This is a genomic window from Nannocystis sp. RBIL2 (assembly GCF_026626745.1).
Lineage (GTDB): Bacteria > Myxococcota_A > Polyangia > Nannocystales > Nannocystaceae > Nannocystis.
In genome coordinates this window covers 320,812-346,129 of record NZ_JAPNJW010000001.1, presented here as the reverse complement: position 1 = coordinate 346,129, position 25,318 = coordinate 320,812, and the positions used below count along the sequence as shown (strand labels likewise).

The 25,318-nt window shown below is 72.0% G+C and carries 23 protein-coding genes; 6 read left to right on the top strand and 17 right to left on the bottom strand.

Annotation, left to right across the window (positions count from 1 at the left end; all coding sequences use genetic code 11):
- Nucleotides 1-214: 214 nt before the first annotated feature.
- From OV090_RS01360 to OV090_RS01345, 4 genes are all read right to left on the bottom strand, one after another.
- Nucleotides 215-562 (bottom strand): hypothetical protein, encoded by a 348-nt coding sequence (locus OV090_RS01360; protein ID WP_267701621.1) that lies wholly within the window; start codon nucleotides 560-562, stop codon nucleotides 215-217.
- Nucleotides 563-600: 38 nt separating this feature from the next.
- Nucleotides 601-1,149 (bottom strand): HAD-IA family hydrolase, encoded by a 549-nt coding sequence (locus OV090_RS01355; RefSeq protein WP_267701620.1) that lies wholly within the window; start codon nucleotides 1,147-1,149, stop codon nucleotides 601-603.
- Nucleotides 1,150-1,204: 55 nt separating this feature from the next.
- Complete coding sequence (locus tag OV090_RS01350; RefSeq protein WP_267701619.1) at nucleotides 1,205-2,212, bottom strand: DUF294 nucleotidyltransferase-like domain-containing protein; 1,008 nt, start codon at nucleotides 2,210-2,212, stop codon at nucleotides 1,205-1,207.
- Between the two features lie 65 nt (nucleotides 2,213-2,277).
- Nucleotides 2,278-3,375: an HD domain-containing protein gene (locus OV090_RS01345; RefSeq protein WP_267701618.1), complete on the bottom strand. Its 1,098-nt coding sequence runs from the start codon at nucleotides 3,373-3,375 to the stop codon at nucleotides 2,278-2,280.
- A gap of 180 nt (nucleotides 3,376-3,555) precedes the next feature.
- Here OV090_RS01345 and OV090_RS01340 point away from each other — a divergent pair, with 180 nt between their 5' ends.
- Both OV090_RS01340 and OV090_RS01335 read left to right on the top strand, forming a co-directional pair.
- On the top strand, nucleotides 3,556-4,038 hold the full coding sequence (locus OV090_RS01340; protein ID WP_346660379.1) for an EVE domain-containing protein: 483 nt from the start codon (nucleotides 3,556-3,558) through the stop codon (nucleotides 4,036-4,038).
- Nucleotides 4,035-4,577, top strand: coding sequence for a class IV adenylate cyclase (locus OV090_RS01335; RefSeq protein WP_267701616.1), 543 nt, complete (start codon nucleotides 4,035-4,037; stop codon nucleotides 4,575-4,577). Before OV090_RS01340 ends, OV090_RS01335 begins: the two co-directional genes overlap by 4 nt.
- A gap of 75 nt (nucleotides 4,578-4,652) precedes the next feature.
- On the opposite strand, the gene hemH is transcribed toward OV090_RS01335, so the two are convergent.
- On the bottom strand, nucleotides 4,653-5,741 hold the full coding sequence (gene hemH / locus OV090_RS01330; protein ID WP_267701615.1) for a ferrochelatase: 1,089 nt from the start codon (nucleotides 5,739-5,741) through the stop codon (nucleotides 4,653-4,655).
- A gap of 88 nt (nucleotides 5,742-5,829) precedes the next feature.
- Here hemH and OV090_RS01325 point away from each other — a divergent pair, with 88 nt between their 5' ends.
- Nucleotides 5,830-6,579: a 4'-phosphopantetheinyl transferase superfamily protein gene (locus OV090_RS01325; protein ID WP_346660347.1), complete on the top strand. Its 750-nt coding sequence runs from the start codon at nucleotides 5,830-5,832 to the stop codon at nucleotides 6,577-6,579.
- Nucleotides 6,580-6,806: 227 nt separating this feature from the next.
- Here OV090_RS01325 and trpS read toward each other — a convergent pair whose 3' ends face one another.
- The 9 genes from trpS to OV090_RS01280 form a co-directional block, all read right to left on the bottom strand.
- Entirely contained in the window at nucleotides 6,807-7,886 is a 1,080-nt protein-coding gene (trpS, locus tag OV090_RS01320; protein ID WP_267701613.1) for a tryptophan--tRNA ligase, read from the bottom strand.
- Between the two features lie 213 nt (nucleotides 7,887-8,099).
- Nucleotides 8,100-8,483 (bottom strand): hypothetical protein, encoded by a 384-nt coding sequence (locus OV090_RS01315; protein WP_267701612.1) that lies wholly within the window; start codon nucleotides 8,481-8,483, stop codon nucleotides 8,100-8,102.
- A gap of 150 nt (nucleotides 8,484-8,633) precedes the next feature.
- On the bottom strand, nucleotides 8,634-9,101 hold the full coding sequence (locus OV090_RS01310; RefSeq protein WP_096332777.1) for a response regulator: 468 nt from the start codon (nucleotides 9,099-9,101) through the stop codon (nucleotides 8,634-8,636).
- Nucleotides 9,102-9,333: 232 nt separating this feature from the next.
- Entirely contained in the window at nucleotides 9,334-10,749 is a 1,416-nt protein-coding gene (locus OV090_RS01305) for a tryptophanase (RefSeq protein WP_267701611.1), read from the bottom strand.
- Entirely contained in the window at nucleotides 10,746-12,839 is a 2,094-nt protein-coding gene (locus OV090_RS01300; RefSeq protein ID WP_267701610.1) for an ATP-binding protein, read from the bottom strand. The genes OV090_RS01305 and OV090_RS01300 overlap by 4 nt, the downstream gene beginning before the upstream one ends.
- Nucleotides 12,840-12,988: 149 nt before the next feature.
- Nucleotides 12,989-14,359, bottom strand: a complete 1,371-nt coding sequence (locus OV090_RS01295) for a TrpB-like pyridoxal phosphate-dependent enzyme (RefSeq protein ID WP_267701609.1) — start codon at nucleotides 14,357-14,359, stop codon at nucleotides 12,989-12,991.
- Nucleotides 14,360-14,720: 361 nt separating this feature from the next.
- Entirely contained in the window at nucleotides 14,721-16,439 is a 1,719-nt protein-coding gene (locus OV090_RS01290) for an amino acid carrier protein (RefSeq protein ID WP_267701608.1), read from the bottom strand.
- 103 nt (nucleotides 16,440-16,542) lie between these two features.
- The gene (locus OV090_RS01285; RefSeq protein ID WP_267701607.1) at nucleotides 16,543-17,565 is read right to left on the bottom strand and encodes a hypothetical protein; all 1,023 of its coding nucleotides are present in this window, start codon (nucleotides 17,563-17,565) and stop codon (nucleotides 16,543-16,545) included.
- 93 nt (nucleotides 17,566-17,658) lie between these two features.
- Nucleotides 17,659-18,144, bottom strand: a complete 486-nt coding sequence (locus OV090_RS01280) for a DciA family protein (protein ID WP_267701606.1) — start codon at nucleotides 18,142-18,144, stop codon at nucleotides 17,659-17,661.
- Between the two features lie 9 nt (nucleotides 18,145-18,153).
- Here OV090_RS01280 and OV090_RS01275 point away from each other — a divergent pair, with 9 nt between their 5' ends.
- Nucleotides 18,154-18,540, top strand: a complete 387-nt coding sequence (locus OV090_RS01275; RefSeq protein WP_267701605.1) for a hypothetical protein — start codon at nucleotides 18,154-18,156, stop codon at nucleotides 18,538-18,540.
- A gap of 148 nt (nucleotides 18,541-18,688) precedes the next feature.
- On the opposite strand, the gene OV090_RS01270 is transcribed toward OV090_RS01275, so the two are convergent.
- Both OV090_RS01270 and OV090_RS01265 read right to left on the bottom strand, forming a co-directional pair.
- Nucleotides 18,689-19,558 carry an aminotransferase class IV gene (locus tag OV090_RS01270; protein ID WP_267701604.1) on the bottom strand — a complete coding sequence of 290 codons (870 nt, stop codon included), beginning with the start codon at nucleotides 19,556-19,558 and terminating at the stop codon, nucleotides 18,689-18,691.
- Nucleotides 19,559-19,619: 61 nt separating this feature from the next.
- On the bottom strand, nucleotides 19,620-20,357 hold the full coding sequence (locus OV090_RS01265) for a polyprenol monophosphomannose synthase (protein WP_267701603.1): 738 nt from the start codon (nucleotides 20,355-20,357) through the stop codon (nucleotides 19,620-19,622).
- Nucleotides 20,358-20,451: 94 nt separating this feature from the next.
- Here OV090_RS01265 and OV090_RS50400 point away from each other — a divergent pair, with 94 nt between their 5' ends.
- Complete coding sequence (locus tag OV090_RS50400; RefSeq protein WP_267701602.1) at nucleotides 20,452-21,075, top strand: PilZ domain-containing protein; 624 nt, start codon at nucleotides 20,452-20,454, stop codon at nucleotides 21,073-21,075.
- A gap of 107 nt (nucleotides 21,076-21,182) precedes the next feature.
- On the top strand, nucleotides 21,183-22,607 hold the full coding sequence (locus OV090_RS01255) for a hypothetical protein (protein ID WP_267701601.1): 1,425 nt from the start codon (nucleotides 21,183-21,185) through the stop codon (nucleotides 22,605-22,607).
- Between the two features lie 96 nt (nucleotides 22,608-22,703).
- On the opposite strand, the gene OV090_RS01250 is transcribed toward OV090_RS01255, so the two are convergent.
- Complete coding sequence (locus tag OV090_RS01250) at nucleotides 22,704-25,163, bottom strand: serine/threonine-protein kinase (RefSeq protein ID WP_267701600.1); 2,460 nt, start codon at nucleotides 25,161-25,163, stop codon at nucleotides 22,704-22,706.
- Nucleotides 25,164-25,318: the final 155 nt, after the last annotated feature.

Below are 25,318 nucleotides of genomic sequence, written 5' to 3'. Positions count from 1 at the left end.
GTCGGGCGCGTGACCGGGCTTGTCGCGTGTGGCGCGGGACCGGAGGGACATGTCCTCGCGGACATGCCTGGATGTCCTTCAGAACATGTCCTGCGCAGCTAGTCGCACGCGCACTGCTTGTACTTCTGGCCGGGCTCGTCGTGTCTGGCGGGAGGACCGGAGGACATGTCCCTGCGGACACGCGGGGATGTCCTTCAGGACATGTCCTGGGCGGCTAGTCCCACTCGCACACGCGGTGCTTGCACTTCTGGCCGGGCGCGCACTCGGCGGCGGTGCTGCAGGCGTAGAAGCAGCGGTTGTGCTCGCACAGCAGGCCAGGGGGGCACTCTGCGTCGGCGTCGCACTCGAAGGTGCACATGCCGCCGTCGCACTCCTTCTTGTCGCAGCAGTGGCCCGAGCTGCACTCGTCGTCGTCGTCGCAGAAGGCACCGACGCCGCCAGGGCAGTTGGGGTCGTAGCGGCAGTCGCCTCCGGGCGGGCCCGGGGGACCGCAGGTGACGCTCAGCAAGGCGCCGATGGAGAGGCCGAGGAGGTTGCGCAGCCAGCCGGGCGATCGGTGCATGGGGGGAGGATCGACAAGGGCGGGGGTGTCGTCAACCGTCAGGGGTGCGGCCCGGGGGCCCCGGCGAGGGCGGCGACGAGCCGGGCCTCCAGATCGGCGCCCGGGAGGGCCCACACGCCGGTGAGACCGGCCGCCCGCGCGGCCACCACGTTGTCGAGCTGATCGTCGACGACGACGACCGCCGGCGCGAGGCCGCGGAGGTGCGACCAGAACCGGGGATCGGGCTTGGCGACCCCGAGCTCGCCGCTGCAGAGCCAGTGGTCGACGAGGCCCGCCGCGCCGAGCTGCTCGCGGACGACGGCCAGCCAGGCGCGGGCGAAGTTGGTGGCGAGGGCGATCCGGTGGCCGCGCGCGCGCAGGCGCGAGACGAGCGCGAGCCGATCTGTCCGCAAGCGCAGGCAGGCGCGGTATGCGGCCGCTGCGGCGGCGTCCCAGAACTCGTGCTCGTCGATGGCGCCGACCCGCAGGCGATGCCAGCGCTCGCGGTCGGGGGCGCCGTCGATCTCCCGCCACGACGGCTCGGCGAGCACGCCGATCAGGTCGAAGGCGACGAGCGGCAGGTCGGGCGAGGTCGTCGGGGCGGACATGGGCGATCGGCGTGGATGACATGTCCTTCAGGACATGGACTTCGAGACCTGTCCTTCAGAGCAGGCCATAGCGGACGAGGTGGTCGGGGGAGCGCTGCCACAGGTGGCCGACGACGGCGGTGGCGGCTTCGTCGAAGCGCTCGGCGCCGGCGCGCAGGCGGCGGAACACCGGCGAGGCCTCGCGGACGTCGTAGGCGAGGACGTCGAGGGCGCGGCGGGTGTCGGGCTCGGCGAGGGCGGCGAGGAAGGCGTCGTAGGCGGTGACGAGGCCGGCGCACAGGTGGAGGCCGCCGAGCGGGCGCAGGGCGTCGGCGACGCGCAGGAGCGGCGGGCGCGGCAGCTGCTCGGCGAGCCAGCCGTCGCGGGCCTCGTCGGGGAGCAGGGCGGCGCGGCAGAACACCGCGAGGTTGGCGAGGTGCCACAACTTGCGCGAGTGGCGGAGCTTGAAGTAGCGGACGGCCCAGTGCTTGCCGGCGTTCTCGACCTTGAAGCGGTAGTCGACGCAGATGGTGCGGTAGTAGCGGTGGAGGTCGTTGCTCAGCGAGGTGAGGTAGCGGCCGCGGGTGACCGCGCCGGCAGTGTAGGCGCCGAACACCTGCTCGACGATCGCGGCCGCGTCGGCGGGGCCAGCCAGCCAGGCGCCCTCGGTGAGCAGGAGGGCGCGGTAGGTGAGGTGGTCGTTGGTGTCGTCGCGGCCGCCGATGTCGCCGAGCAGATCGTCGAGGGCGACGGCGCTGTGGAAGGTCTTGTCGGCGACGTCGAGGCCGCGCGCGCGCAGGGCAGCGGCCACGGCCTCGCGCGCGCCGTGGGCGTCGGCGGGATCGAGGGCGCCGCGGCGGTAGACCACCGCCAGGTCGAGGTCGCTGAGGGCGCTCGACTCGTGACGGCCCAGCGAGCCGAGCGCGAAGGCAGCGCAGCCGGGCGGGACGGCGCCGACGAGGGCGCGCCGCAGCTCGGCGAGGCGGGCGTGCGAGCCGGCCGCGGCCGCGAGCACGTGGACCGCGTCGGCGGCGGTGAGCCCGAGCTCGGCCAACAGCGGGGCGTAGTCGACCGGGCCGCGCACGTCAGGGCCTCCTCGACTGTCCCGCAGGACATGTCCTGGCAGACAGGAGCGCGGCGCGGGGCATGTCAGATCTCCGGCCCCTCCGCGCCCGGCAGGACTGTCCAACGGGACATGTCCTCGTGGACATGATCGTCGACGGCGATCGGCAGCGACAGCTGGGCGGCGGCGTGGCGCGGGCTGACGAACGCGAGCTGACGGCTGTGGCGGTAGCGGCGCGACCACTGCGGGCGGGGCAGGCCGTGCGGGCCGGGCGCGACGGAGAGGTCGACGAAGTAGCGCTTGTGGATGCGCGGGACCACGTCGTCGCCGCCGGTCGGGGGGACGCGGGTGCTCTGGAAGCGGTCGTCTTGCCCTTCGGACAGGCCGCTGCGGCGCGCGTGGGCGTCGGCCAGGCCGCGCAGGGCGGCGTCGTCGAACTCGGCGAAGCGGGCGAACACCCGCTGGTCGAAGGCGTCGGCGACGGCGCGCGACAGCTCGGCCTCGCACACGATGTTCGACGGCAAGTTGATGACCTCGCTGTAGATCCGGTCCTTGAGGGCCCAGAAGCGGTCGATGACGGGCAGGGCGTCGGGGTCGATGAGCAGCTCGCGGCCGCGGCGGACGAACACGGCCCGCGGCAGGCGCACGCCGGCGCGGCCGAAGGTGCGGGCGGTGCGGACGATGCCGTCGAGGGTGTCGAGGTTGATCGGCGCGAGCAGGAGGGCCGAGAGGTCGAGCGCGCGGCCGTCACCGGCGCCGCCGATGATCGCCCACACGCGCTCCGGGTCGAGGTCGACGCGCTGCAGCACGGGGCGCAGCGACAGGGCCTCGGGGATCGCGCCGTTGCCGAGGACGATCCACTCGCTGACGCCGTGGTGGGCGACGCCGAGGGCGCGCTCGAAGCCCGGCTCGGCGGCGTGCGACAGCGGGAAGTGGCCGATGTCGTGCAGGAGGCAGGCGGCGACGAAGTGGCGCAGGTCGCCGTCGGCGAGGTCGAGGGCGGCGCCGAAGCGGTGGCCGAGAGCGGCGACGCCGAGCGAGTGGTCGAGGCGGGTCGCGGGGTGGTGGCTGCGCGGGTGCCAGTCGAGGGTGCCGAGGAAGCTGACCCGACCGAGGCGCTGCACCCACGGCGAGTCGAGCAGCGGGGCGCCGAGCAGGCGGACGAGGGCCGGGGGGGGAGGCACGGCCCACGGACGCTGGCACAGGCCCGCAGGGCTGCCAAGGGGGAAGCCGGGATGCGCCCGCAGCTCGGCGTCGCGGGCCGGGCCTGCCTCGTCCGGCGACTCGCGTCGGGGCCGCTTGCAAACTCGGGCGCGCTCTGCGAAGTCCAGGCTGCAAACGGCATGACCAAGAAGTCCGCGAAGATCCGCTACTGGCTGATGAAGACCGAGCCGGACGTGTTCTCGATCGACGACCTGCAGCGCCTCGGCAAGACCGCGTGGGAGGGCGTGCGCAACTACACCGCCCGCAACTCGATGCGCGACGACATGAAGATCGGCGACCTGGTGATCTTCTACCACTCGAGCGTCGACCCCGCCGGCGCGGTCGGGCTGGCGCGAGTGTGCAGCGCGCCGTACCCCGACGCGACCCAGTTCGACGAGAAGAGCGAGTACCACGACCCCAAGTCGACGCGCGAGGCGCCGCGCTGGATCCTCGTCGACGTCGAGTTCGTCGAGAAGTGGCCGGCGATGGTGACGCTGCACGCGATCAAGGCCGAGAAGGCGCTCAAGACGATGTTGCTGGTGCAGAAGGGCCAGCGGCTCAGCGTCCAGGCGGTCGAGCCGCGGCACTTCGAGCGCGTGCTGGCGATGGCCGGCAGCCGGCAGGCAGAGGCGGTGACGGCGTGAGCGCGGCCCGCAACATCGAGCTCAAGGCCCGCTGCCCCGACCTCGCCGCGGCCCGCGCGGCCGCCGAGCGCCACGGGGCCCGCTTCGTCCGCGTCGAGCACCAGCGCGACACGTTCTTCCACGCCCGCACCGGCCGCTTGAAGCTGCGCGAACGGACATGGCGCGAAGGACAGGATACGGAGGACAGGTCGGGCGCGGAGCTGATCCCGTACGAGCGCTCCGACACCGGCGGGGCGCGCGAGAGCCGATACCACGTGGTGCCGGTGATCGAGCCGCAGGCGCTGGTGGCGGCCCTGGGCGCGGCGCTCGGGTTCCGCGGCGCGGTGGTGAAGCGGCGCGAGCTGTGGATGTGGCACAACGTGCGGATCCACCTCGACGAGGTCGAGGGGCTGGGGTCGTTCGTCGAGTTCGAGGCGGTGATGCTCCCGGGCGAGACGGACGCCGAGGCCCACGCGCGCGTGGCGGCCCTGCAGGCGACGTTGGGGCTGGCCGACGCGAGCGTGGTGCCGGTGGCGTACGCCGACCTGCTCGGGCTGTGAGGGCTCGGGGCAGGGCCGAAAAACGGGGCATGTCCGCATGGACATGTCCCTTGGCTTATGCCCGAAAGGACAGGCTCAGGCGGACAGCGGCGCGGCCGGGGCCCGGTCGGTGAGGACCGGCAGGGCGCGCGGGTGGGGGGCGGACTCGCGGATGATGGTGGCGAGCGCGGCGACCCACACCGGGTGGTCGTTGAGGCAGGGGACGAGGCGCAGGTCCTCGCCGCCCGCGGCCTTGAACGACTCGGCGGCGCGGATCCCGATCTCCTCGAGGGTCTCGAGGCAGTCGGCGACGAACGCCGGGCAGAACACGGCCAGGCGACGGACGCCGCGGCGGGCCAGCTCGACCAGCTCGACGTCGGTGAAGGGTTTGATCCACGGGGTACGGCCGAGGCGCGACTGGAAGGCGATCGAGGTGGCGTCGCGGGCGAGGCCGAGGCGGTCGCGCAGGGCGCCGGCGGTGGCGACGCAGTGGGCGCGGTAGCAGTTGCGGTTGTTGACGCCGATCGTGTCGCAGCAGTCGGGCCGCGCGAGGCAGTGAGCGCCGCTGGGGTCGCTCTTCTTGACCTGGCGCTCGGGCAGGCCGTGGAAGCTGAACATGACGTGGTCGGGCCGGAAGTCCTCGAGGACAGGTGCGCCGACGCGCGCGAGGGCGTCGATGAAGGCCGGGTGGTCGTAGAACGGCGGGACGATGGTGAGGAAGGGGGTGTTCCACGGCTCGCCGGCGGCGCGGTAGAGGGCCTCGACGGTCGAGCCGGTGGAGCTGCTGGCGTATTGCGGGTAGAGCGGGACGGCGACGATGCGGTCGCAGCCGCGGGCGCGCAGGGCGTCGAGGCCGCGCTGCAGCGAGGGCTCGCCGTAGCGCATGGCGAGCTCGATCTCGACGTCGGGCATGGCGAGCCGCAAGGCCTCCGTGAGCTGCTGCGAGTGGTGGAGGAGGGGCGAGCCGCCCGGGCCCCAGACGGTGCGGTAGGCGGCCGCCGAGCGCGCCGGACGGAAGGGGAGGATGACGAGGTTGAGGAGCAACCAGCGACCGACTGCGCCGATGTCGAGGACGCGCGGGTCGGACAGGAACTCGCGCAGGTAGCGGCGCACCTCGGGGGCGCGCGGGGCGTCGGGCGTGCCGAGGTTGATGAGGAGCACGCCGAGCTTCGGTTCGGGTCGCATGCGCGGGCGCATCGTGGCGCGGTTCGTCAGAGGCCGCAACTGCGCCGCCGGCTTGACGCGGGCCCGGCGCGCGCGTCACGTTGCAGGGGTGACGGAGCGGCAGAGCCTGGCAGCGGGCGAGGTCCACGTGTGGCTGTGCGCGGCCGAGACGCAGGTCGACGCGGACTGGTTGGCGGCCGCGCGCGGGCTCCTGAACGCGGAGGAGCAGGCGCGCCAGGATCGCTTCGTGTTCGAGCGCAACCGCCGGCAGTTCGCGGTCGCGCGGGTGCTGGTCCGCCAGATCCTGGCGAGCTACAGCGGGATCGCGGCGACCGAGCTGCGCTTCGTCGCCAACCAGTACGGCCGGCCGGCGCTGGTCCAGGCGGCCGAGCTCGAGTTCAACCTGTCGCACACCGACGGGCTGGCGGCGCTGGCGGTGACCCGTGCCGGCGAGATCGGGGTCGACGTCGAGGACGCGGATCGGCGCTCGCGGCCGGAGGAGGTGGCCGAACACTTCTTCGCGCCGCCCGAGGTGGCCGCCTTGATGGCGCTGCCGGAGGACGAGAGGCGGGCCCGCTTCTTCGACCTGTGGACGCTCAAGGAGGCGTACATCAAGGCCCGCGGGATGGGCCTGGCGATCCCGCTCGACGCGTTCGCCTACGACCTGTCGCGCGGCCGACAGGCGATCGACCTGGCGCTCGACGCGTCGCTCGGCGATCCGCGGGCGGGCTGGGAGTTCTTCCTCGACGACCCGACGCCGCGCCACCGCCTGGCATTGGCGGCTCGCTTGCCCGAAGGACATGGCCCGAAGGTCATGTACAAGTGGGTCGGGCCGACGGGGCCCGGGCGGCTCGGGTGAGGCCGGGTGAACCGAGGGACGATCAGCTGTCCCTCGGGACAGGCGATGGGAGGCGGCGGTCGCCGAGCGACGCTGGGGCCGGTCGCCGCGATCGCGGGTAGCGAAGCGACCGCTCCGGTGAGGCGATGGCGCGGCGGACCGCCAGGCGAGCCGCGTCGATCGCCGGTCGCGAAACGACCGCTCCGGCGTGGGCGCGGAGCGGTCGCTTCGGGGGGCGCGGCGGGGGCTCAGCCCTTCTGGTGGTAGAAGGGCTTCTTGCGCTCCTCGGCGCGCGACTGGGTGGCGTGCACGAGGCCGGACCACAGGTTCTCGAGGCCCATCGCGTCGCGGACCTTGCCGAGGGTCTCGTAGGCGACCTTGCGGGCGGTGATGGTGCCGTCGACGATGATCTCCTCGGTGCGGTGCTTGTCGGCCGCGAACTCGGCCCGGCGGGCGCGGATCGGCACGAGGATCTGCTCGAGCGCCTCGATGACGCGGTCCTGGACGGCGGCGAAGCCGATGGCGCCGCGGTCGTACTCGGCCTTGAGGTTGGCGAGCTCGTCGGCGTCGCGCAGGAACGCCTCGGCGAACAGGAACAGCGGCGCGCCGGCGGACTCGCCGGGGGCCGGGCCGGGCAGGGTGCGGACCTTGCGAGCGACCTCCTCGGGCGTGTCCTTGAGCCAGATCGCGTTGCCGGCCGACTTCGACATCTTGCGGTCGGCACCGCCGGCGACGGTGTTGACGCCCGGCAGCGACGGGGTGGCCGAGACCGTGGCCTGGGGCACGGCGAACACGCGGCCGTAGGCGTCGTTGAAGTGCTCGGCGATGTCGCGCGCGAGGGTGACGTGGGTCTCGTTGTCGGCCCCGACCGGCACCAGCTCGGCGTTGGCCATGAGAATGTCGGCGGCCTGGAGCACGGGGTAGCCGAGCAGGCCGAGCGGCACGTCGCCCTCGCCGAGGCCGGCGTTGACGGCCATGTCCTGGATCGACTGCATGCCCGACAGCCGCGCCACCGGGGTGAGCATCTGCAGCAGGATGGCGATGTCGTAGACCGCCGGTACGCCCGACTGCAGGTAGATCGTCGAGCGCGAGGGGTCGACCCCCACGCTCAGCATGTCGAGCACCACGTCGCGCACGTGCTCCGGCAGGCGAGCAATCTCGTCACGGTGCGAGCGGGTCGTGAGCGAGTGCAGGTCGGCGACGATGATGAAGCACTCGTGGCTGTCCTGAAGCTTGACCCGGCTCTGCAGGGTGCCGACGAGGTGACCGAGGTGGAGGGGCCCCGTGGGCCTATCACCAGTGAGCAGTCGCGGTTTACGAGCGTCCATCGAGTTCAAGGTTCAAGGCGCATCCCGCTAGTGTCAAGCCAACGGGTTCGCGCATCCCGGGGCGTCGCACAGCTGTCCGATGGGACATGTGTGCGTGGACCTGCGACAGCGCCGGTGCGGAGGCGACGACCAAAAAACGAAGCGCCGCGACCGCCGGGCGGTTGCGGCGCATCTGCGCTCCGCGGATCGAGGGGCCTGGGCCCGCGCGCCGAGTCAGCGCAGTGCTTCGCGCAGGCGCGGCTTGATGTCCGGCAACACCACGCTGACGAGGATACCGAGCTGCGCCTTGCTGCAGTCCACTGCCATACCCCAGCGGTACTTGTCGGTGAGGTCGACCACCACGATCATGACGATGCCCTCGTCGCCGAGGCGGAGCATGGTCTCGTTCAGATAGTCGGGGACGGGCAGACCCGACTTCTTGATCGTCTCCATGATGCGCTCACAAAGGATGTTGAAGAGCGCACACGCCTTGGGGCTGCTGCGGACGCCGGCGACCGACATGCCGGACGTTTTGCTGAAGACGTCGGAGGCGGCCAGGCCACCCATCAGACCGTCTTCGACCTCAGCGAGCAGTTGGTTTACGACTTTGAGATTCATTTCGAGTTCCTTCGTGATCCGTGCAGTCGGGGCCAGGTCATGGTAGCCGTGGCGCGGGGCGACAATCTATCATTTTTTGCACGATCCGGACGTTCGTCCAAGCGCGCCTGACGGCGCGCCGCACCGGGCTGTGAGGCCCAGTTCGGCGCCTCAGAAGCTCAGCCCGCGGATCGGCGGCGGCGCGTCTTGCTGCGTCTCTTTGAGGTAGTGCTTCGCAGCCCGACGCAACAGCGCCTTGAGATCCTCGGTGTCCCAGGGCTTCGTGACGTACTGCCACATCAAACCCTCGTTGAGGCCGCGGATTACCACGTTGATGTCGGAGTAGCCGGTGATCAGGATGCGCACCGGCGTCGGGTTGATCTCCTTGAGCTTGCCGAACAGCTCGACACCCGTCATCTCCGGCATGCGCTGGTCGCTGAGCACCAACTGAATCTCGTTGGCCCGGAAGATCTGCAGCGCCTCGGTGCCCGAGTTGGCGGTGTAGACCTTGAACATGTCGCGGAAGCTCTCCTCCAGCGTGTTGAGGATGCCCCGCTCGTCATCGACGATGAGCAGCGAGAGGACCTGCTTGTCCTCTTGGCCGATCGTGCCGGTCTTCTGGAATTCCTTCCAACTCATGCAATACCTCGCTTCTCGCTGGGCAACCGGTCGTAGCGCGGGGAACCCTCGATGCGAGAGAGAGTCTGCTCCGTTCGCGCATGGTGGCAGGGGCGCATCCGGTTCGCAAGGACTCCGTGGAGCCGCTCGCTGGAGCGCCGGTGGAGCGAGCCAGGGCCGGTGGGGCCATGGAGCCCGGAGGGCCTGGGAAGCGGCCCGTGAGGCCAGCTAGGGCCTTTTCGCGCGTGAGTGGTCACGGTAAATCTCCTGTACCACCGTCCGCGCCGCGCACGTAGCGGAAAGTGGACGCAAAGTGGCGAATTCCGGGGGCTTCGACCTCGAAGCGAAGGCCGTGGCGCATGCGCTGGCCCTTCTCTTCGAACACGGTGCGCACGACGTCCGCGACGTACTCCAGGTGCTCCATGGTGTAGACGCGGCGCGGAATGGTGATTCGGCACAGGTCCAGGTTGGGGCGGATGTTCTCGCCGGTGTCGGGGTCGCGGCCGATGAGGACGCTGCCGACCTCCACGGCGCGCACACCGCCCTCCTTGTAGAGCTCGACGCACAAGAGCTGCGCCGGGAACTCGTCCTCGGGGACGTTGGTGAAGAACCGCCGCGCGTCGATGAACACCGCGTGGCCGCCCAGCGGCTCGACCAGCGGCACGCCGGCGGCGCTGAGCAGCTCGCCGAAGCGCTTGACCTGACCGATGCGGTAGGTGAGGTACGGCTCCTCGGTGACCTCGCGCAGGCCCTGCGCGAGCGCCTCCATGTCGGCGCCGGACATGCCGCCGTAGGTGTAGAAGCCCTCGAACAGGATCGTCGGGGCCTTGAGGCGCTCGTACAGCAGGTCGTCGCGCACGGCGATGAACCCGCCCATCGGCACCAGCGCGTCCTTCTTCGCGCTCATGATCGCCGCGTCGGTGTAGCTGCACATCTCCGCGACGATCTCCTGGATCGTCTTGGTCGCGTAGCCGGGCTCGCGGTGCTTGATGAACCACGCGTTCTCGGCGAAGCGCGCGGCGTCGAGGATGACGAGGAGACCGTACTGGTCGGCGATCCGCCGCACCTCGCGGATGTTCTCCATCGACACCGGCTGACCGCCGCCCGAGTTGCACGTCACCGTCATCAGGATGTAGGCGACGTGGCGCGGGCCGTACTCGCGGATGACGCTCTCGAGCTTCGCCAGGTCGACGTCGCCCTTGAACGGGTGGTAGCCCGTCGAGCTGCGGCCGGCGTCGATCGTGCAGTCGATCGCGCGGCCGCCGGCGAACTCGATGTGCGCCTTGGTCGTGTCGAAGTGCGAGTTGCCGGGCACGATCATGTGCTTTTTGATCAGCACGAAGTCGAGCACGCGCTCGGCGGCGCGACCCTGATGCGCCGGGATGGTGTAGCGGTACCCCATCGTCTCGCGGATCTGCCGCTCCATCTCGAAGAAGGAGCGTGAACCGGCGTAGGCCTCGTCGCCGATCATCATGCGGCCCATCTGTGCCGCCGAGAGGGCTCCGGTGCCGGAGTCGGTCACGAGGTCGATGTACACGTCGTGTGATGCGAGGCGGAACAAGTTGTTGCCGCACGCCTCGATCCGCCGGACCCGCTCCTCATAAGGGAGCAGCGCGATCGGCTCGACGACCTTCGCCTTGTACGGGATGATCTGTCTGGCTCTGCTCATGGGCTCTCCGCGGCCTTGGCGGCCCCTTCGGTCCTCGTGCCCGGGTCCTTGGGCTCGGTCGGGATCCGAATGAGGAAGGTTACCCCCGCCGTTTCGTTGCGCGTCACTGCGATCGTCCCCTGGTGTTCCATCACGATCCGGTAGCTGATCGACAGGCCCAATCCTGTCCCCTTGCCGACCGGCTTGGTGGTGAAGAAGGGATCGAAAATCTTCGAGATGTTGGCGTCCGAGATGCCTTCGCCGTCGTCCTTCACCGCGATCTCGACCCAGGGGCCGTTGACCCGCGTGTCCACGTGAACTTCACCACCGCGCGGGGTGGCGTCGATCGCGTTGTTCACGAGGTTCAGTACTACCTGGTTGAGCTTGGCGGGGAAGCAGGCGTAGGGGCGCGTCAGCGTGAGATCGGACGTCAACTTGACGCCCTTGTCGCGCGCGTTGTTGGAGAGGATCATCAGGGTCTGGCGGATCCCCTCGTCGATGTCGGCGTTCTGGAACTGCGCCTCGTCGAGGCGAGCGAAGTTGCGGAGGCCGAGTACGATCTCCGCCATGCGATCGAGGCCGATGAAGCACTCCTCGAGCACCTTCTGCGTGCGCGCGAGGACCTCCTCGATCGGGCCTTCCTTCTGCTCGCGGCTCTGGCTGACGTAGCTGAAGAACATCTTCAGCAGCTCGATCTGCTTCGGCGCCGGCATGCTGCCGAGGTCGGCGATCACGTCCTTGGCGTCGGGGCCGATGTCCTTGTCTTCCTTGAGCTTGTCGAGGATCGCCCGGGCCGCGGCCACGCGCGGCTGCGGGTCGCCGCCGACGCCGGCGTCGAGCCAGCGCTGCACCGCGAGCCGCCGCGCGACCTTGAGGACGCGCTCGTGGGCGAGGTGCGTGTTGTTGCGGCTGAACGCCAGCGGGTTGTTGATCTCGTGGGCGACGCCGGCGGTGAGCTGGCCGAGGCTGGCGAGCTTCTCGCCCTGGACGAGCTGCGCCTGGGTCTGCTTGAGCTCGACGAGGCTCTCTCGCAGGCCCTCGTAGAGCTGGTTGTTCGTCAGCGAGATCGCGGTCTGGCTGGCCAGCGAGAGCGTCAGCTCGAGCGCGGCGTCGTCGTAGGGCAGGACGACGTTGTCGATGTCGGCGGCCGTCAGCGTGGCGGTGCGCGAGATCTTGCGGTTGATCAGCTGGAGGACGCCGATGACCTGGTCGTCCTGGTTCTTCATCGGCAGCACGAGCATGCTGCGCGTGCGGTAGCCGGTGCGCTGGTCGAAGGCGGGGTTGAAGCTGTACTCGGCCTTCGAATCGAGCAGGTAGGCGTCAGGGATGTTGACGGGCTCGCCGGTGACGGCGACGTAGCCGGCGAGGGTGCTCTTCGACACCGGGATGGTGAACTTGACCAGCTCGAGGTGCGGCAGCGAGTCGTTCTGCGAGTTGTTGAAGCGCAGCCGCTTGGTGCCGCTGGCGTCCTTCTCGACGATGTAGAGCGAGCCGGCGTCGGAGCAGGTGAAGTCGCGGGCGGTGGTGAGGATGAAGTTGAGGAGCCGCTCCTGATCACGCTCGGTCGACAGGGCGATGCCGATCCGGTTGAGCTTGGTGATCTCGCCGGCGAGGCGGCGGCGCTCGGCCTCGAGGCCGAGCAGGCGATCGTCGGCCGCGGCGTCGCGCAGGGCGGTGCGGATGGCGACGAGCAGCGCGGCCGCACCTGGCTCCGGGGACAGGATGGAGGAGAGCGCGTCGCCGAAGCGCTGCTGCAGGACCTCGGCCTTGCTGCCGGGCAGGAGGCTGATGATGCGGGTCGGACCGACGGGCTGCAGCTCGACGCGGCCGTCGTCGCAGAGGAGGTGCTCGTCGAGCAGCACCACGCACGGACGACTGGCGCGGCGCGTGGCGACGACGGTGCCGAGCTCGCGGGGCGCGACCGGCCGCAGCTCACCGGCCTGGCGGCACGCGGCCGCGGTCGCAGAGCCGGCGAAGGCCGCCGAGCACAGCAGCAGCGGCGTCAACGGTTCGCGCCGGGGCGAAGGATCGGGTCCGTTGCCGGAGGGCCCGGCCGCGTCACCCGGGGTCGCGGTGCTGGCTGCGTCGTCGGCCTGCACAGTGTTCGCCATGGTCGGAGAAGCGGGGCGCAAAAACAAGAGTCACCGCAGCATCTGCACGCGGATGACGACGACGCCGGAGACCCACATGCACCCTCGCGACTCGAGGCGGCGCGGCCCTCGCCGCGTCGCCTCGACGTATCCAGCGGACGATACCGCGCTCAGATCTTGACGTCGGGCAGCTCGGCCAGAGCCGCCTCGATCGCCGCCTGCGGGTAGGCGTAGTCGGTCAGCTCGCCGCGGAAGTAGGCGTCGTACGCCGTCATGTCGAAGTGGCCGTGGCCGCACAGGTTGAACAGGATCACCGGCGAGGTGCCCTCTTCCTTGGCCCGGATGGCCTCGCGGATCACCTGGGCGACGGCGTGGCCGGCCTCGGGCGCCGGGACGATGCCCTCGGCGCGCAGGAAGGTGACGGCCGACTTGAACACCTCGAGCTGCGGGACCGAGTAGGCCTCGATCAGCTTCTGGTCGAGCAGCTCGCTGATGACGCTGCCGACGCCGTGGTACCGCAGGCCGCCCGCGTGCACCGGCGGCGGGATGAACTTGGCGCCGAGGGTGTGCATCTTGACCATCGGCGCCATGCCGGCGGTGTCGCCGTAGTCGTAGGCGTAGACGCCGCGGGTGAGGGTGGGGCACGCCGCGGGCTCGACCGCGACGACCCGCACGTTGCGGCCGTGGACGATCTTGTCGCGCAGGTAGGGCACCGCGATGCCGGCGAAGTTGCTGCCGCCGCCGACGCAGCCGACGATGATGTCGGGGCTGTCGCCGGCGCGGTCGAGCTGCAACATCGCCTCCTGGCCGATGATCGACTGATGCATCAGCACATGGTTGAGCACCGAGCCGAGCGCGTACTTGTACTTGCCGCCGCTCTTGGCCGCCATCTCGACCGCCTCGCTGATGGCGATGCCGAGGCTGCCGGTGCTGTCGGGATCCTGGGCGAGGATCGACCGCCCGGCCTCGGTCCTGTCGCTCGGGCTGGCGGTGACGTTGGCGCCGAAGCTCTGGATGATCGCGCGCCGGTACGGCTTCTGGTGGAAGCTGACCTTCACCATGAAGACGTGGCACTCGAGGTTGAAAAAGTTGCAGGCCTGCGACAGGGCCGTGCCCCACTGACCCGCACCTGTCTCCGTGGTCAGGCCGGCGACGCCGACCTGCTTGTTGTAGTACGCCTGCGGGATCGCGGTGTTGAGCTTGTGGCTGCCGCTCGGCGAGACGCCTTCGTACTTGTAGTAGATCTTGGCGGTGGTCCCGAGCGCCTTCTCCAGGCGCCGCGCCCGCATCAGGGGGGTGGGCCGCCACAGCTTGTAGATCTCGCGGACCTCCTCCGGGATGTCGATGAAGCGCTCACGCGAGACCTCCTGGCTGATGATCTCGGGCGGGAACAGCGGCAGCAGGTCGTCAGGAGTGACCGGGCTCTTGGTGCCTGGATGCAGGACCACGGGGAGCGGGCGCGGAAGATCGGCCTGGATGTTGTACCAACGTGTCGGAATTGCGCTCTGGGGGAGTTCAAAACGCGTCAGGGACTCGGTCATTCGCGGCGCTCCAGTCTCGCTCGCCCTTTATATCGCGAGGCGACGCTGCGACAAAGGCCCGCGGGTCGGTCTCGGTCCAAGCTTTTGTCGTCCGTCGGGCAGCGGCTCGGGCCCCACTTCGGCGAGGCCCGCAGGGGCCGCAGCTGGGCTGTTCTTTCGGCCATACGCCGCGATTTCGCGGGGCGCGCCGGCCGCTGCGCCCCCCGCCAGCGCGCATGCGCGTGGACGCGCCCGCGGCCAAAAGCCTCGCTGCGCCGCGAATCGTGGCGCTTCGCACCCACGTCGCGGCGGTCCGAGGTCGACCTCACGAGCCGATCCGCGTGGAGTCACGGCCGCGGCGCGACGCGGACACTTGTGACGCTCACCGCCGCCGTGCCGCGCGTACACGCGCGAAGTAGCCGCGGTAGGCCCGCATCGTCTCGCCCGCGAACAGCAGCGTGATCGGGATGTTGACCCACAACATCACGCCGGTGCCGACCGAGGACAAGTTGTCGAGCTCCGCCTCGGTGCTGATCCAGCCTGCGCAGGCGAGCAGGATGCTCAGGCAATAGACGATCTTGAAGGGGACGATCGAGCGGCGCCCGGCCATGTAGACCATGCCCTGCTCGCCGTAGTAGGCGTACGAGATCATCGTCGACACCGCGAACAGCCACGAGGCGACCGCTACCAGCCACTTCCCGAGGCCGGGGGCCACGCGATCGAAGGCGTGGCTGGTCAGCGCGGCGCCGACGTAGTCCTTGTAGACGTCGAGGCCCGCGAGCGCAGGCGCGCTGGCGAGCGGGGCGCCCGGCGACCCCACCGGCGTCCAGTCGACATAGAGGCGATCTCCCGCGCCGACGACGACGCCGTTGACCCGCTGCAAGTCGCCGCCGGTCGCCGGATCGATCGCCCCGTAGCGCGCGAGCACGAACACGGCGTCGCCGGGCCGCCAGGCGGTGCCGGTGATCGCCAGCGCCTGCGCATGTTTCTCGGGCAATGGCGTATCGGACAGGTCCCAACAGCCAGGTTCGATCTGCACCGCGGCCGGCGGCTCGCGCAGGCTGGCCTCGCCGTCGCGGCACCAGGCGCCGCTGGCCAGCACGACCAGCGAGGTGAGGGTGCAGACGACCAGGGTGTCGATGAACGGCTCGAGGCCGGCGACCACGCCCTCGCGCACCGGCTCGTCGGTCTTGGCGGCGCAGTGGGCGATCGGCGAGGTGCCCTGGCCGGCCTCGCTCGAGAACAGGGCCCGCTTCATGCCCCACACGAAGGCCGCGCCCGAGGTGCCGCCGACGAACGCGCCGGCGGCCTCGGCCGGCGAGAAGGCGGAGGCGACGATGAGCCGCAGCATCGCCGGGATGTCGGCGACGTGGACCGCGAGCACGTACAGCGCGGCGGCCAGGTAGAGGAAGCACATCGCCGGGACCAGCGCGCCGGCGACGGCGCCGATCCGCTTGATCCCGCCGAGGATGACTGCGCCGACCAGCGCGGCGAGGACGAGGCCGACGACCTGCTGCGGCACGCCGAAGCTCTCCTCGGTGACGATGCCGACGTTCCAGGCCTGGAACATGTTGCCGCCGGTGATGGTGCTGATCAGCAGGGTGATGCAGAACAGCACGCCGAGGACGCGACCGACGCGCTGCAGCCTGGGGCTGCGCCGCGCGAGGCCGTCGTCGGCGACCCACATCGGCCCGCCGCTCGGCTCGTCCGGCTTGTCGGTGCGCCGGTAGAGCATCGACAGGGTGACCTCGGTGGTCTTGAGCGCCATGCCGGCGAGGCCGACCATCCACATCCAGAACACCGCGCCCGGGCCCCCGAGCGCGATGGCCACTGCGACGCCGCCGATGTTGCCGAGCCCGACGGTGGCCGACAGCGCGGCCGACAGCGCCTGGAAGTGACTGATGGCCCCGGGCGAGTCGGCCTTGTCGTAGTCGCCGCGGACGATCTTCACGCCGTGGGTGAGGGCGTGGTACTGGCAGAAGCCGCTCCACACGGTGAAGAGGAGGCCGGTGGCCATCACGATGTAGAGCACGCTGTCGTGCCACAACACCGCGTTGAAGGCTGTCAGCCAGTCGTTGATGGGGATCCGCAGGGTCTCCACGAGCGAACGAGGCCCGCATGATGGCGGCCCGGCCCGCACCGCGCAATGACCCGCGCGGCCGGCCGACCTTTAATAAAGAAGAAGGAGTCGTGGCGGACCGGCTCTAGCCGGCAGGCGCGGCGGGGGCTGACGGGCCTGTTGCGCTGGCCGGAGGCGGCGTGGCGGGCGGCGAGCTCGCGGCGGGCGGGCCGCCCGGCGCGGCGGACTGGCCGGCGGCGAGGGGCTGCGGCGGGCCTGGAGTCGCGGAGGGTGTCGTGGGCGGGTGGGAGTCTGCGGGCGCGGGCTTGCCGAGGCGCGGGGCGTCGGGACGGATCCCCGGCGGCACCTCGACGCGCTCGCCGACGGTGATAAGGCTGGCGTAGCGCAGCAGGCTGACCTTCACCAGCAGGTCGGAGAAGGCCCACTCGGTCTCGAAGTTGGTGGCGACGGGGATGTCGATCGCACCGTTCGCGTCGGGCTGGGGGAGCTCGCGCGCGGGGACCTTGGTGGGCGGGCCGTAGACGCGGGTGTAGTGGGCGACCGCGTCCTGGTAGTCGGCGAGCGCGGGGACGGCGTCCTTGGCGGTGCGCTGGTACGAGACGTGGCGCAGGGGGTGGTCGGCGCTGTCGAACACGAACAGCAGGCGGCCCTCGGAGGGCGGCCGCGGGCGATCGGTGAGCTGCACGCTGCGGGTCCTGGGGCAGCTGAAGCGGACCTGCGGGTTGGCCTCGCGCTTGCTCTTGCGATCGAGCCACGAGGCGGCGGTGACGGCGTCCTCGCCGCGGGCGCGGGCCTCCTCGATGCGCTTGCGCTCGGCCTTGCGGCGACCTTCCATGCTGGCGCGGATCGAGGTGTCGCCGCAGGTGAGGCCGAGGCGCGCGACGAGGTCCTCGGCGTCGGCGACGCGGTGCAGACCGACCTCGGCGTGCATGGCCGCGGTGACGGGCGCGCGCGGGCCCGGCTTGGGATCCTTGAATTCGAAGCGCCACTCCGGATCCTTGCGCCCGAACAAGCCGGCGAGCCCGGAGCCGGACGGCGCGGCGGCGGGCGCGACGACGGGCGCAGGCGCGGGCGGAGCTTCGTCGGCCCCGCAGGCGGCGAGGCCCAGGAGGCCGGCGAGGGCGGTGATGCGCGAGGAGCTGACCATCGGGACAGGTCGGGGCTTCGGGAGCGGATGAACTTCGGGACAGGTCGGGAGGCTGGGCAGCGAGGGCGATCGGAGCAGGGGAACTCGCGGAGGTCAGGGGCGGCCGAGCCGGACGCGGGCGCCGGCGATGGCCTGGCGCAGCTCGGGATCGGCGACGTCGGAGAGGGCGCGGCTGGTGTCCTCGCTGGGCTCGGCGGTCATGGTCGGCGGGCGCAGCGCGGCGGCGGCCCGCGCGGGGGTGCGCGGGGCGGGCGTGGGGACGGCGCCGAGGCGGAAGCGCAGGCCGGCGAGGCGGGCCTCGGGGGCGAGCTGCTGGAGCTTGTGGAGCAGGTCGTCCCGCGAGTACATCAGTTCGTGGTGGTACTGACTGTCCTCGACCACGATGATGACCTCGTCCCGCATGACCGCGAGCGGGTAGGCGCGCCCGCGCAGCCAGGGCAGGTTCAGCCGCTCCCACGCGGCGCGCACGTGGACGAGCCGGACCATGTGGTCGGGGACGATGGTCTTGACCAACTTCCACACGGCGTCGGCGAGCGGCTGGGGACCGCGGGCGAACGAGCGGCGAGGACGGCGGGCCATCGCCGTCGAGTGTGCCACAGCGCGCTGGCGTGGGCGGCGGCGCTCCTCACGCTGGGGTGCGCGGCCCGGTCCGGCTGGGAACGGACCGAGGCGCGGGCCTGCCGCCCGGCCGATCCGCCGCGGATCTGCGTGCGCGCCGAGCCCGACCGGGCCCTGGTGGTCCGCGCCGGCGGCACTGCCCTGGTGCCCGGGGAGTGCGCGGCGTCACCCCGCCGGCGCGGCGGCCCGCTCCGCGTGACCGCCGAGGACGGCCGCACCGGGGCGACCGACTCCCGCTGGCTGCGGACCCGCCGCGGGTCGACGACCCGGATCACTGCGACGCCCGCGGCGAAGCCGAGGATGATCGCCCGCGACCGCTGCACGGGACAGGTCGAAACGGACATGCCCGAAGAGTAATGGCCGTAGAGACATGGCCGAAAGGCCATGCTCGGGCGATCGAGCGCCGAGGCACTCGTCGGTGAGAGAGGAGATGTCCCGAGGGACAGGCTCGTCAGGAATGCGCCCCGGGGAAGATGTCCCCGGGGACAGGTAGCGCCGCGGCGGCTCAGAGGCCGGGCAGGGCGGCCTGGTAGGCGTTGCGCAGCTTGTTCGTCAGCGGGCCTTCGGCGCCGTCGGCGACCCGGTGGCCGTCGAGGGTGGTGACTGCGATCGGGCCGCGTACGGAGGAGGTCAGGAACACCTCTTCGGCGGCGCGCAGGTCGAACGGGTGGAGCGACGACTCCTGGGCGGGGATCCCCAGGGCGCCGGCGAGCTCGAGCACTGCGGCGCGGGTGATGCCGGGCAGGATGCCGTCCGAGATCGGCGGGGTGAACAGGACGCCGCCGATGACCGCGAACACGTTGCTGGTGGCGCCCTCGGCGACGAGGCCGGCGGGGTTGATCAGGACCGCCTCGTCGTCGCCGGCGGCCAGCGCCTGGCGCAGCCCCTGGATGTTCGGCAGGTAGTTGGAGGTCTTGAACGCCGGGTCGAGGGCGCTGGCCGGGGCGCGCGTGACGTCGACGATCCGGGCCCGCAGGCCGCGGACGTAGCCGGCCTCGTCGGGCAGCTCGAGCGGGATCGCCAGCACCGCCAGCGTGGGCGTGAGCGCCCGGCGCGGGTCGAGCATCAGCGGGGCGACGCCGCGGGTGACGACGATCCGCACGAGGCTGTCGGCGTTGCCGGTGTCGCCGTGGGTGAGGTCGACGAACGCGCGCAGCTCGTCGTCGGACCACGGGAGGTCGAGGCCGATGCCGGCGGCGCTGCGGCGCAGGCGGGCCGTGTGGGCGCCCCACGCGACCGGCCGGCCGGCGGCGGTCCGCAGGGTCTCGAACACGGCGTCGCCGAACAAGAACCCGCGGTCGAGCACGGGCACGGCCGCCTCGGCGGGGTCGAGGGAGCGGCCGATGGTGGACAAGTAGACGCGGGATGCGGACATAAGGCTCAGAACATGTCGGATGGGACAGGGTGGATGAGACAGGGTGAAACGGGCATGTCCTTCAGGACCGGCCGAGAAAGCGGAGGCGGAGGCACAGGCCGACGGCCTCGAGGGCGATCGCGGGCGTCATCTTCGACGCGCCGCGCTCGCGGTCGGGGAACACGATCGGCAGCTCCTGCGCGCGCCTGCCGGCGCGCACGAGGCGGTACTTCATCTCGATCTGGAAGCCGTAGCCGCTGGCGGCCACGGCGGCGCGATCGAGGGCGGCGAGGGCGGCGCGGCCATAGCAGACGAAGCCGGCGGTGGGGTCGCGCAGGCCGAGGCCGAGGATCGTGCGGGCGTAGAGGCCGCCGCCGCGCGACAGCAGGCGCCGCCCGAGGCTCCATCCGCGGGTGCCGCCGCCGCTCACGTAGCGCGAGCCGACCGCAAAGTCGGCGCCGCCCTCGCCGACGGCGGCGAGCAGACCCGGGAGGTAGGCCGGGTCGTGCGAGAAGTCGGCGTCCATGGTGATGATGTGGGTGAAGTCGTGCGGGTGCCGCAGGGCCCAGTCGATGCCCGCGAGGTACGCGCGACCGAGGCCCTCCTTCGCGGCGCGGTGGAGGACGTGGACGCGGGCGTCGGCGGCGGCGAGTCCGTCGGCGAGCTCACCGGTGCCGTCGGGGCTGCCGTCGTCGATGATGAGCACGCGCGCGTCGGGCAGCGCGGCGAGGATCGCCGCGGTGATCGGCTCGACGTTGTCCCGCTCGTTGTAGGTCGGGAGCAAGACGAGCGGGCGTGGGCGGCTGTCGGCGACGCTCATGGCAGGGCAGCCGGCGCAGAGTACCTCGCGCCGGCGCAGGGTTGCGAGGCCGCGCGCCGGACTGCTATGGTGTCGCCCGCCCGAGGTTGCCACGGTGCGACGGATCCGCTGCCATTACGCGTCCGGAGAGGCCTTCGCGGCGGCGCTGCGCGCGGCCGGGGACGAACAGGCGCTTCAGGTCTTCACGACCGAGCGCTTCGAGCCCGGCGAAGAGGTGCTCGCGGAGGTGTTCTTCACCGGAATGAACGGGAAGATGCTGATCCGCGCGATCGGCAAGAAATGGCACATGGCCCGCCCGCGCCTGCGCGTCCGCGCCGGGGGGGTGCTCCGCTGCGCCGGGAGCGAGTGGCGCAAGTTGCAGTATCTCCGCGAGGTCGCCCTCGGGAGAGCGACGATGGCGCCGCGGCGCCGCCACCTGCGCCAGCCGGTCCTGGTCGAGATCCGGTGGCGCCGCAGCGACGCGAGTGACCTCTTGCCGGCGACGATCTCGGAGATCTCCGAGGCGGGCGCGCTGCTCCTGACCGACGCGGGGCTCACGCTCGGCGAGGAGATCATCATCGAGATCACGACCCCGGGCGGAGCCCGACCGCTCGAGCTGACCTCGGTCGTGCGCAACACCCGGCACCCCGAGGGGGGCGTCGGCGTCGAATTCATGCGCCGCAACTCCGGCGGGCTGACTCGCATCCGCGAGGTCATCCGCCGCCTGGTGGACCAGTGAGACCGATGCGACAGGTCCGATCGCGCATGTTCTTGGGGACAGCCTCGGCGGAGCCGCTCGCGCGCTCGCGGGGCGTGCGCTGGCTTTTAGGGCAGGTGCGAAGGGGCATGTCCTTCGGGTCAGTCGCGCTGGCGCTCGGCTGCGGATCGCCGGCGGTCGAGGTGCTGCCGGGGGTGAAGGCCGATCTGGGCTCGGGGGCGCCGAGCGCGGGCGGGGAGCCGACGCCGGCCCGCGCCGAGGGCGACTGCGCCGGGCTGGCGGCGGCCGCCGCGGCGGGCTCGGGCGAGGACGCGGTGCTGCTCGTCTGGACATGTCCCGAAGTGCAGGCGAGTCCGGCGGCCCTGCGCGCCGCGCTGCTGCAGGCGGGCAGCCCGGCCGAGGCGGCCGCGCTGGCGCCCAAGCTGGCGGCGGCGCCCGATCTGGCGGCCCTGGCCCGGCTGGCGGCGATCGATCGCCCGGCGACGGGCTCGCTGAACCCGGCGGAGGCGCCCGATCCGGTGACTGCGGTGGTGAGCCCGATCGACGAGGCGGTGCTCGGCGGGGTGCTGCGGGCGATCGGGGCCCAGACCGCGAGCGGGCTGACGCACGAGCAGCGGACCCGCGCGGCGGCGCTGCTGGCCCGGGTCCACCGCGAGGCGCTGGCGCAGCTCGGCCTGCCGCCGGACCAGCCGCTGCCGCCGTTCGGGCGCCTGCTGGCCGGCCGCTTCCTGCACTTCGGCCGCGGGTTCTGCCAGACGTACTGGCAGCGGCGCGTGGCCGGGCTCGAGCCGCTGTTCGCGGCCACCGAGGACGAGCTGATGCGGGTGATGCTGGCGGTCGAGCGCACCGCTCACGCCGGCGACGACGGGCTCTTGGCGGTCGAGCGCCAGCGGGCTCGCCGCTACCTGCAGGGCAGCGGGGTGGCCGACCGCCTGAAGTCGCGCGGCGTGGCGCAGACGCCTGAGTCCCTGCTGCCGCTGCCGAACGAGCTCGATCGCCTGGTCGATCACGGGTTCGTCGAGCTGGCGCTGCAGCGGGCGCTGTTCCTCGCCGGCGAGCAGCCGGCGCCGTTCGGGATGGCGCCGGTGATCGAGTCGCTGCAGGCGATGCTGACGCAGCGCGACCTCGGCGAATTCCGGGCGCTGCTCGAGCGCAGGATCGGCGAGACGCGCAAGCTCGAGCCGCCGCCGCCGGAGCAGGGGACGCGCGAGTGGCCGGTGCGCGCGCCGTGGAGCTGGAGCGACGCGGGCTCGGTGGCCTCCGCAGCGGAGGCGCTGTGCGAGGAGGCCGACGGCAGCCAGGGCACGACCCGCCAGCGCGGGCTGTGGCGCGCGGTGCTGGCGCTGCGCGACCGGCCCGACGCGTGCCGCGAGCTGCTGCGAAGGGCGCAGAACGGGCTGGCGGCGCAGCTGGCGAGGGCGGTGCTCGACCGCCTCGACGACGACAGCCTGGCGGGCCTGCGCACCCGCGCCGCGGCCCGCGAGGCCGGCGAGGCGCAGGTCCGACGCGCGTTCGCGCTGGCGAGCCGTGACGCCGGGCTGCTGCCGCGCTGAGCGGCTCGCGGGGCTGAGACATCGTCGCAAGACGATGTCTTTATGAGCATGTCCTATAGACCATGACGCGAAGGACATGTCCTTCAGCGCGCCGGGCTACGCCTCGGTGCCGTGGGTGGACAGCCAGGCGGCGATCTCGCGCTGGCGTCGGGCGTTGCGCATGGTGGTGGCGTCGCGCTCGGCCTGGCGGGCGAGGGCCAGGGCGCGCTCGCGCTGGCTCGGGTCGTGGTCCCACAGGGCGCGGGCGAGGGCGAAGTGGGTGACGGCGCGGATGATGGGCTGCTGCGAGCGCTCGGCGAGCTCGTGGGCGCGCTCGAGGTCGGCGAAGGCGCGGGTGATCGCGCCGCGGCCGAGGTGCAGCACGCCGGTGGCGGCGAAGTACTCGGCGAAGTCGAGGCGGTCGGTGCCGAAGGCGGCGATGATCTGCGGCAGCGAGGGCTCGATCAGCCTGGCAGCCTCGTCGAGGTGGCCGAGCTCGAGTCGCGCGAGCCCGAAGTTGGCGCGGGCGATACACGTGAAGGGGTGACGCGCGCCGAGGTGGCGGTCGAGGGTGACGCGGGCCTCGTGCAGGACCTCGGCGGCCTCCTCGACGCGGCCGCTGAGGCGCAGGGCCTCGCCGAGGCCGATCTGGGTGATGCCGAGCGGCAGCAGGTTGTCGGGCTCGGTGCGCTGGCGCAGCTCGATGCCGCGGCGATACAGGCGCTCGGCCTCGATCAGACGGCCCTCGGCGGAGCGCGAGTTGGCGAGGTTGTTGAGCAGTTCGGCCTCGACGCCGACCTCGGGCGGGCGGCGAGCGATCAAGGCCCGGGCGATCGCGGCGGCTCGCTCGGCGGCGGGGTAGTCGTTGAGGCCGTAGCCCTGCACGTGGACGTCGGTGACGAGGGCGCGCAGCTCGACTGCGTCGTGGCCGGCGCGGATGCTGGTGAGGTAGGCGTCCCACAGCGAGCTGGCGGCCTGCTCGAGCTCGCCGGTCTCGGTGTGGATCCGTCCGTGCCAGAACAGCGCCTCGGCGAGGGTGGGGGCGTAGCCGGTGGCCTCGGCGGCCTGGATGGTGCGCTGGACGAGGGCGACTGCGCGGTCGAGCTGGCCGGCGAGGAACAGCGCCTCGACCTGGGCCAGGTCGCGCTGCAACAGCTGCACGCGGGCGGCCACGGCCGGGTCGCTCGGCAGGCCGAGGCGTCGCTGCTCGTCCATCAAGGCGGCCGGGTCGCCGCACGAGGCGACCGAGTGCAGCCCGGCGACCGCCTGGGCGGCGTTCATCACGGTGCCGCGGTCGCCTTCCGCGAGGACGTCGACGAGAGCGTCGAGCTCGGCCCGCCGGCGCTGCAGGCAGTGCATCTGCAGGTCGAGCGCGGCGCTCGAGCGCTCGCCGGCGCGGTGAGCCTCGCAGGTGCGCACGTGCATGTCGGTCCACTCGTCGGCGTGGGCGTCGAGGGCCTGGCGGGTGCGCGCGACGGTGTCGGCGGCGAAGTCGAGGCCGGTGGCCAGCATGGCCCGCTCGACGGTGGCGCTGCGGGCCTCGTCCCACACGCCGACGAGGTGCTCGGCGGCGTCGCGGCAGGCGCCGCCGGTGCCGGCCTGGACGAAGGCGAACGAGGCAGTGGCGAGGCCGGCGAGGGCGAGGGCCCAGCGCAGGCGCTTGCGGCCGCGCTCGGGCGTCGGCGCCAGCTCGGCCAGGAGGTCCTGCATGGTCGGGAAGCGGAGGTTCGGATCGCTCTCGAGGCCGCGCAGCACGGCGCGCTGGATCGGCGGCGGCACCGGGGTGCGCGCGGGGATCGGGGCGCGCTCGCCGAGCAGGACGTTGCGGCTGACCTCCTCGATCGTGCTGCCGGGGAACGGGCGGTAGCCGTACAGCGACTCGAACAGGGCGGTGCAGAAGCCGAACTGATCGGTGCGCGCGTCGGTCGGCTCGCGCAGGAACTGCTCGGGCGCCATGTAGGCCGGGGTGCCGATCAGCGAGCCGGCGGCGGTCATGCGCAGCAGCGATCGGCCCGACTGCGACAGCGCGGGGCCGGTCTCGGCGTCGCCGCCGAGGCCGACCGGCAAGGCGAGGCCGAAGTCCATGACGCGGACGCGCCCGTCGTTGCCGATCATGAAGTTGTCGGGCTTGACGTCGCGGTGGATGATGCCGGCGCCGTGAGCCGCGGCAAGGCCGCGCCCGGCCTGCACGAACATCTCGACGATCTCGGACCACGAGCGCGGCTGTTCTTCGAGCCAGGCGGTGAGGGTGCGGCCGTGCACGAACTCGAGGGCGATGAAGATCTGGCTCTGCCACTCGCCGACGTCGTAGATCTGGATGACGTTGGGGTGCGACAGCTGGGCCAGCGTCTGGGCCTCGCGCAGCAGGCGGGCGCGGCCGGGGACGTCGCCGCTGAGCCGCCGCCGCACCAGCTTGACGGCGACGCGGCGGTCGAGGATCTCGTCGTAGGCGCTGTAGACGACGCCCATCGCGCCCTCGCCCAGGCGGCTGAGGACGACGTAGCGGCCGAAGCGGAGGGCGTTCGCGTCCGGCTCGCTCGAGCCGGGTCCGCTGTCCGTGACCGCTTCGGTGGCCATAAACGGCGGCAGCTTACCCGATGCGGGGCGGGCGGCGCTCGTGCGTCCCCCAGGGCTCGCACGGGTACGGCCAAGCTCACGCGGTCGAAGTCACGCGCTCGGCCGGAGCCGGCGCGCGATCGCGCGCGTGATGTCAAGTGGCTTCAGGGACATGT

What these genes read in the sequence shown, in the direction of transcription:
- OV090_RS01360 (WP_267701621.1), bottom strand. Translation starts at nt 562, where the DNA reads ATGCACCGATCGCCCGGCTGGCTGCGCAACCTCCTCGGCCTCTCCATC.
- OV090_RS01355 (WP_267701620.1), bottom strand. Translation starts at nt 1,149, where the DNA reads ATGTCCGCCCCGACGACCTCGCCCGACCTGCCGCTCGTCGCCTTCGAC.
- hemH (WP_267701615.1), bottom strand. Translation starts at nt 5,741, where the DNA reads ATGCGACCCGAACCGAAGCTCGGCGTGCTCCTCATCAACCTCGGCACG.
- trpS (WP_267701613.1), bottom strand. Translation starts at nt 7,886, where the DNA reads ATGGACGCTCGTAAACCGCGACTGCTCACTGGTGATAGGCCCACGGGG.
- OV090_RS01315 (WP_267701612.1), bottom strand. Translation starts at nt 8,483, where the DNA reads ATGAATCTCAAAGTCGTAAACCAACTGCTCGCTGAGGTCGAAGACGGT.
- OV090_RS01310 (WP_096332777.1), bottom strand. Translation starts at nt 9,101, where the DNA reads ATGAGTTGGAAGGAATTCCAGAAGACCGGCACGATCGGCCAAGAGGAC.
- OV090_RS01305 (WP_267701611.1), bottom strand. Translation starts at nt 10,749, where the DNA reads ATGAGCAGAGCCAGACAGATCATCCCGTACAAGGCGAAGGTCGTCGAG.
- OV090_RS01300 (WP_267701610.1), bottom strand. Translation starts at nt 12,839, where the DNA reads ATGGCGAACACTGTGCAGGCCGACGACGCAGCCAGCACCGCGACCCCG.
- OV090_RS01295 (WP_267701609.1), bottom strand. Translation starts at nt 14,359, where the DNA reads ATGACCGAGTCCCTGACGCGTTTTGAACTCCCCCAGAGCGCAATTCCG.
- OV090_RS01285 (WP_267701607.1), bottom strand. Translation starts at nt 17,565, where the DNA reads ATGGTCAGCTCCTCGCGCATCACCGCCCTCGCCGGCCTCCTGGGCCTC.
- OV090_RS01280 (WP_267701606.1), bottom strand. Translation starts at nt 18,144, where the DNA reads ATGGCCCGCCGTCCTCGCCGCTCGTTCGCCCGCGGTCCCCAGCCGCTC.
- OV090_RS01270 (WP_267701604.1), bottom strand. Translation starts at nt 19,558, where the DNA reads ATGTCCGCATCCCGCGTCTACTTGTCCACCATCGGCCGCTCCCTCGAC.
- OV090_RS01265 (WP_267701603.1), bottom strand. Translation starts at nt 20,357, where the DNA reads ATGAGCGTCGCCGACAGCCGCCCACGCCCGCTCGTCTTGCTCCCGACC.
- OV090_RS01255 (WP_267701601.1), top strand. Translation starts at nt 21,183, where the DNA reads ATGTCCTTCGGGTCAGTCGCGCTGGCGCTCGGCTGCGGATCGCCGGCG.
- OV090_RS01250 (WP_267701600.1), bottom strand. Translation starts at nt 25,163, where the DNA reads ATGGCCACCGAAGCGGTCACGGACAGCGGACCCGGCTCGAGCGAGCCG.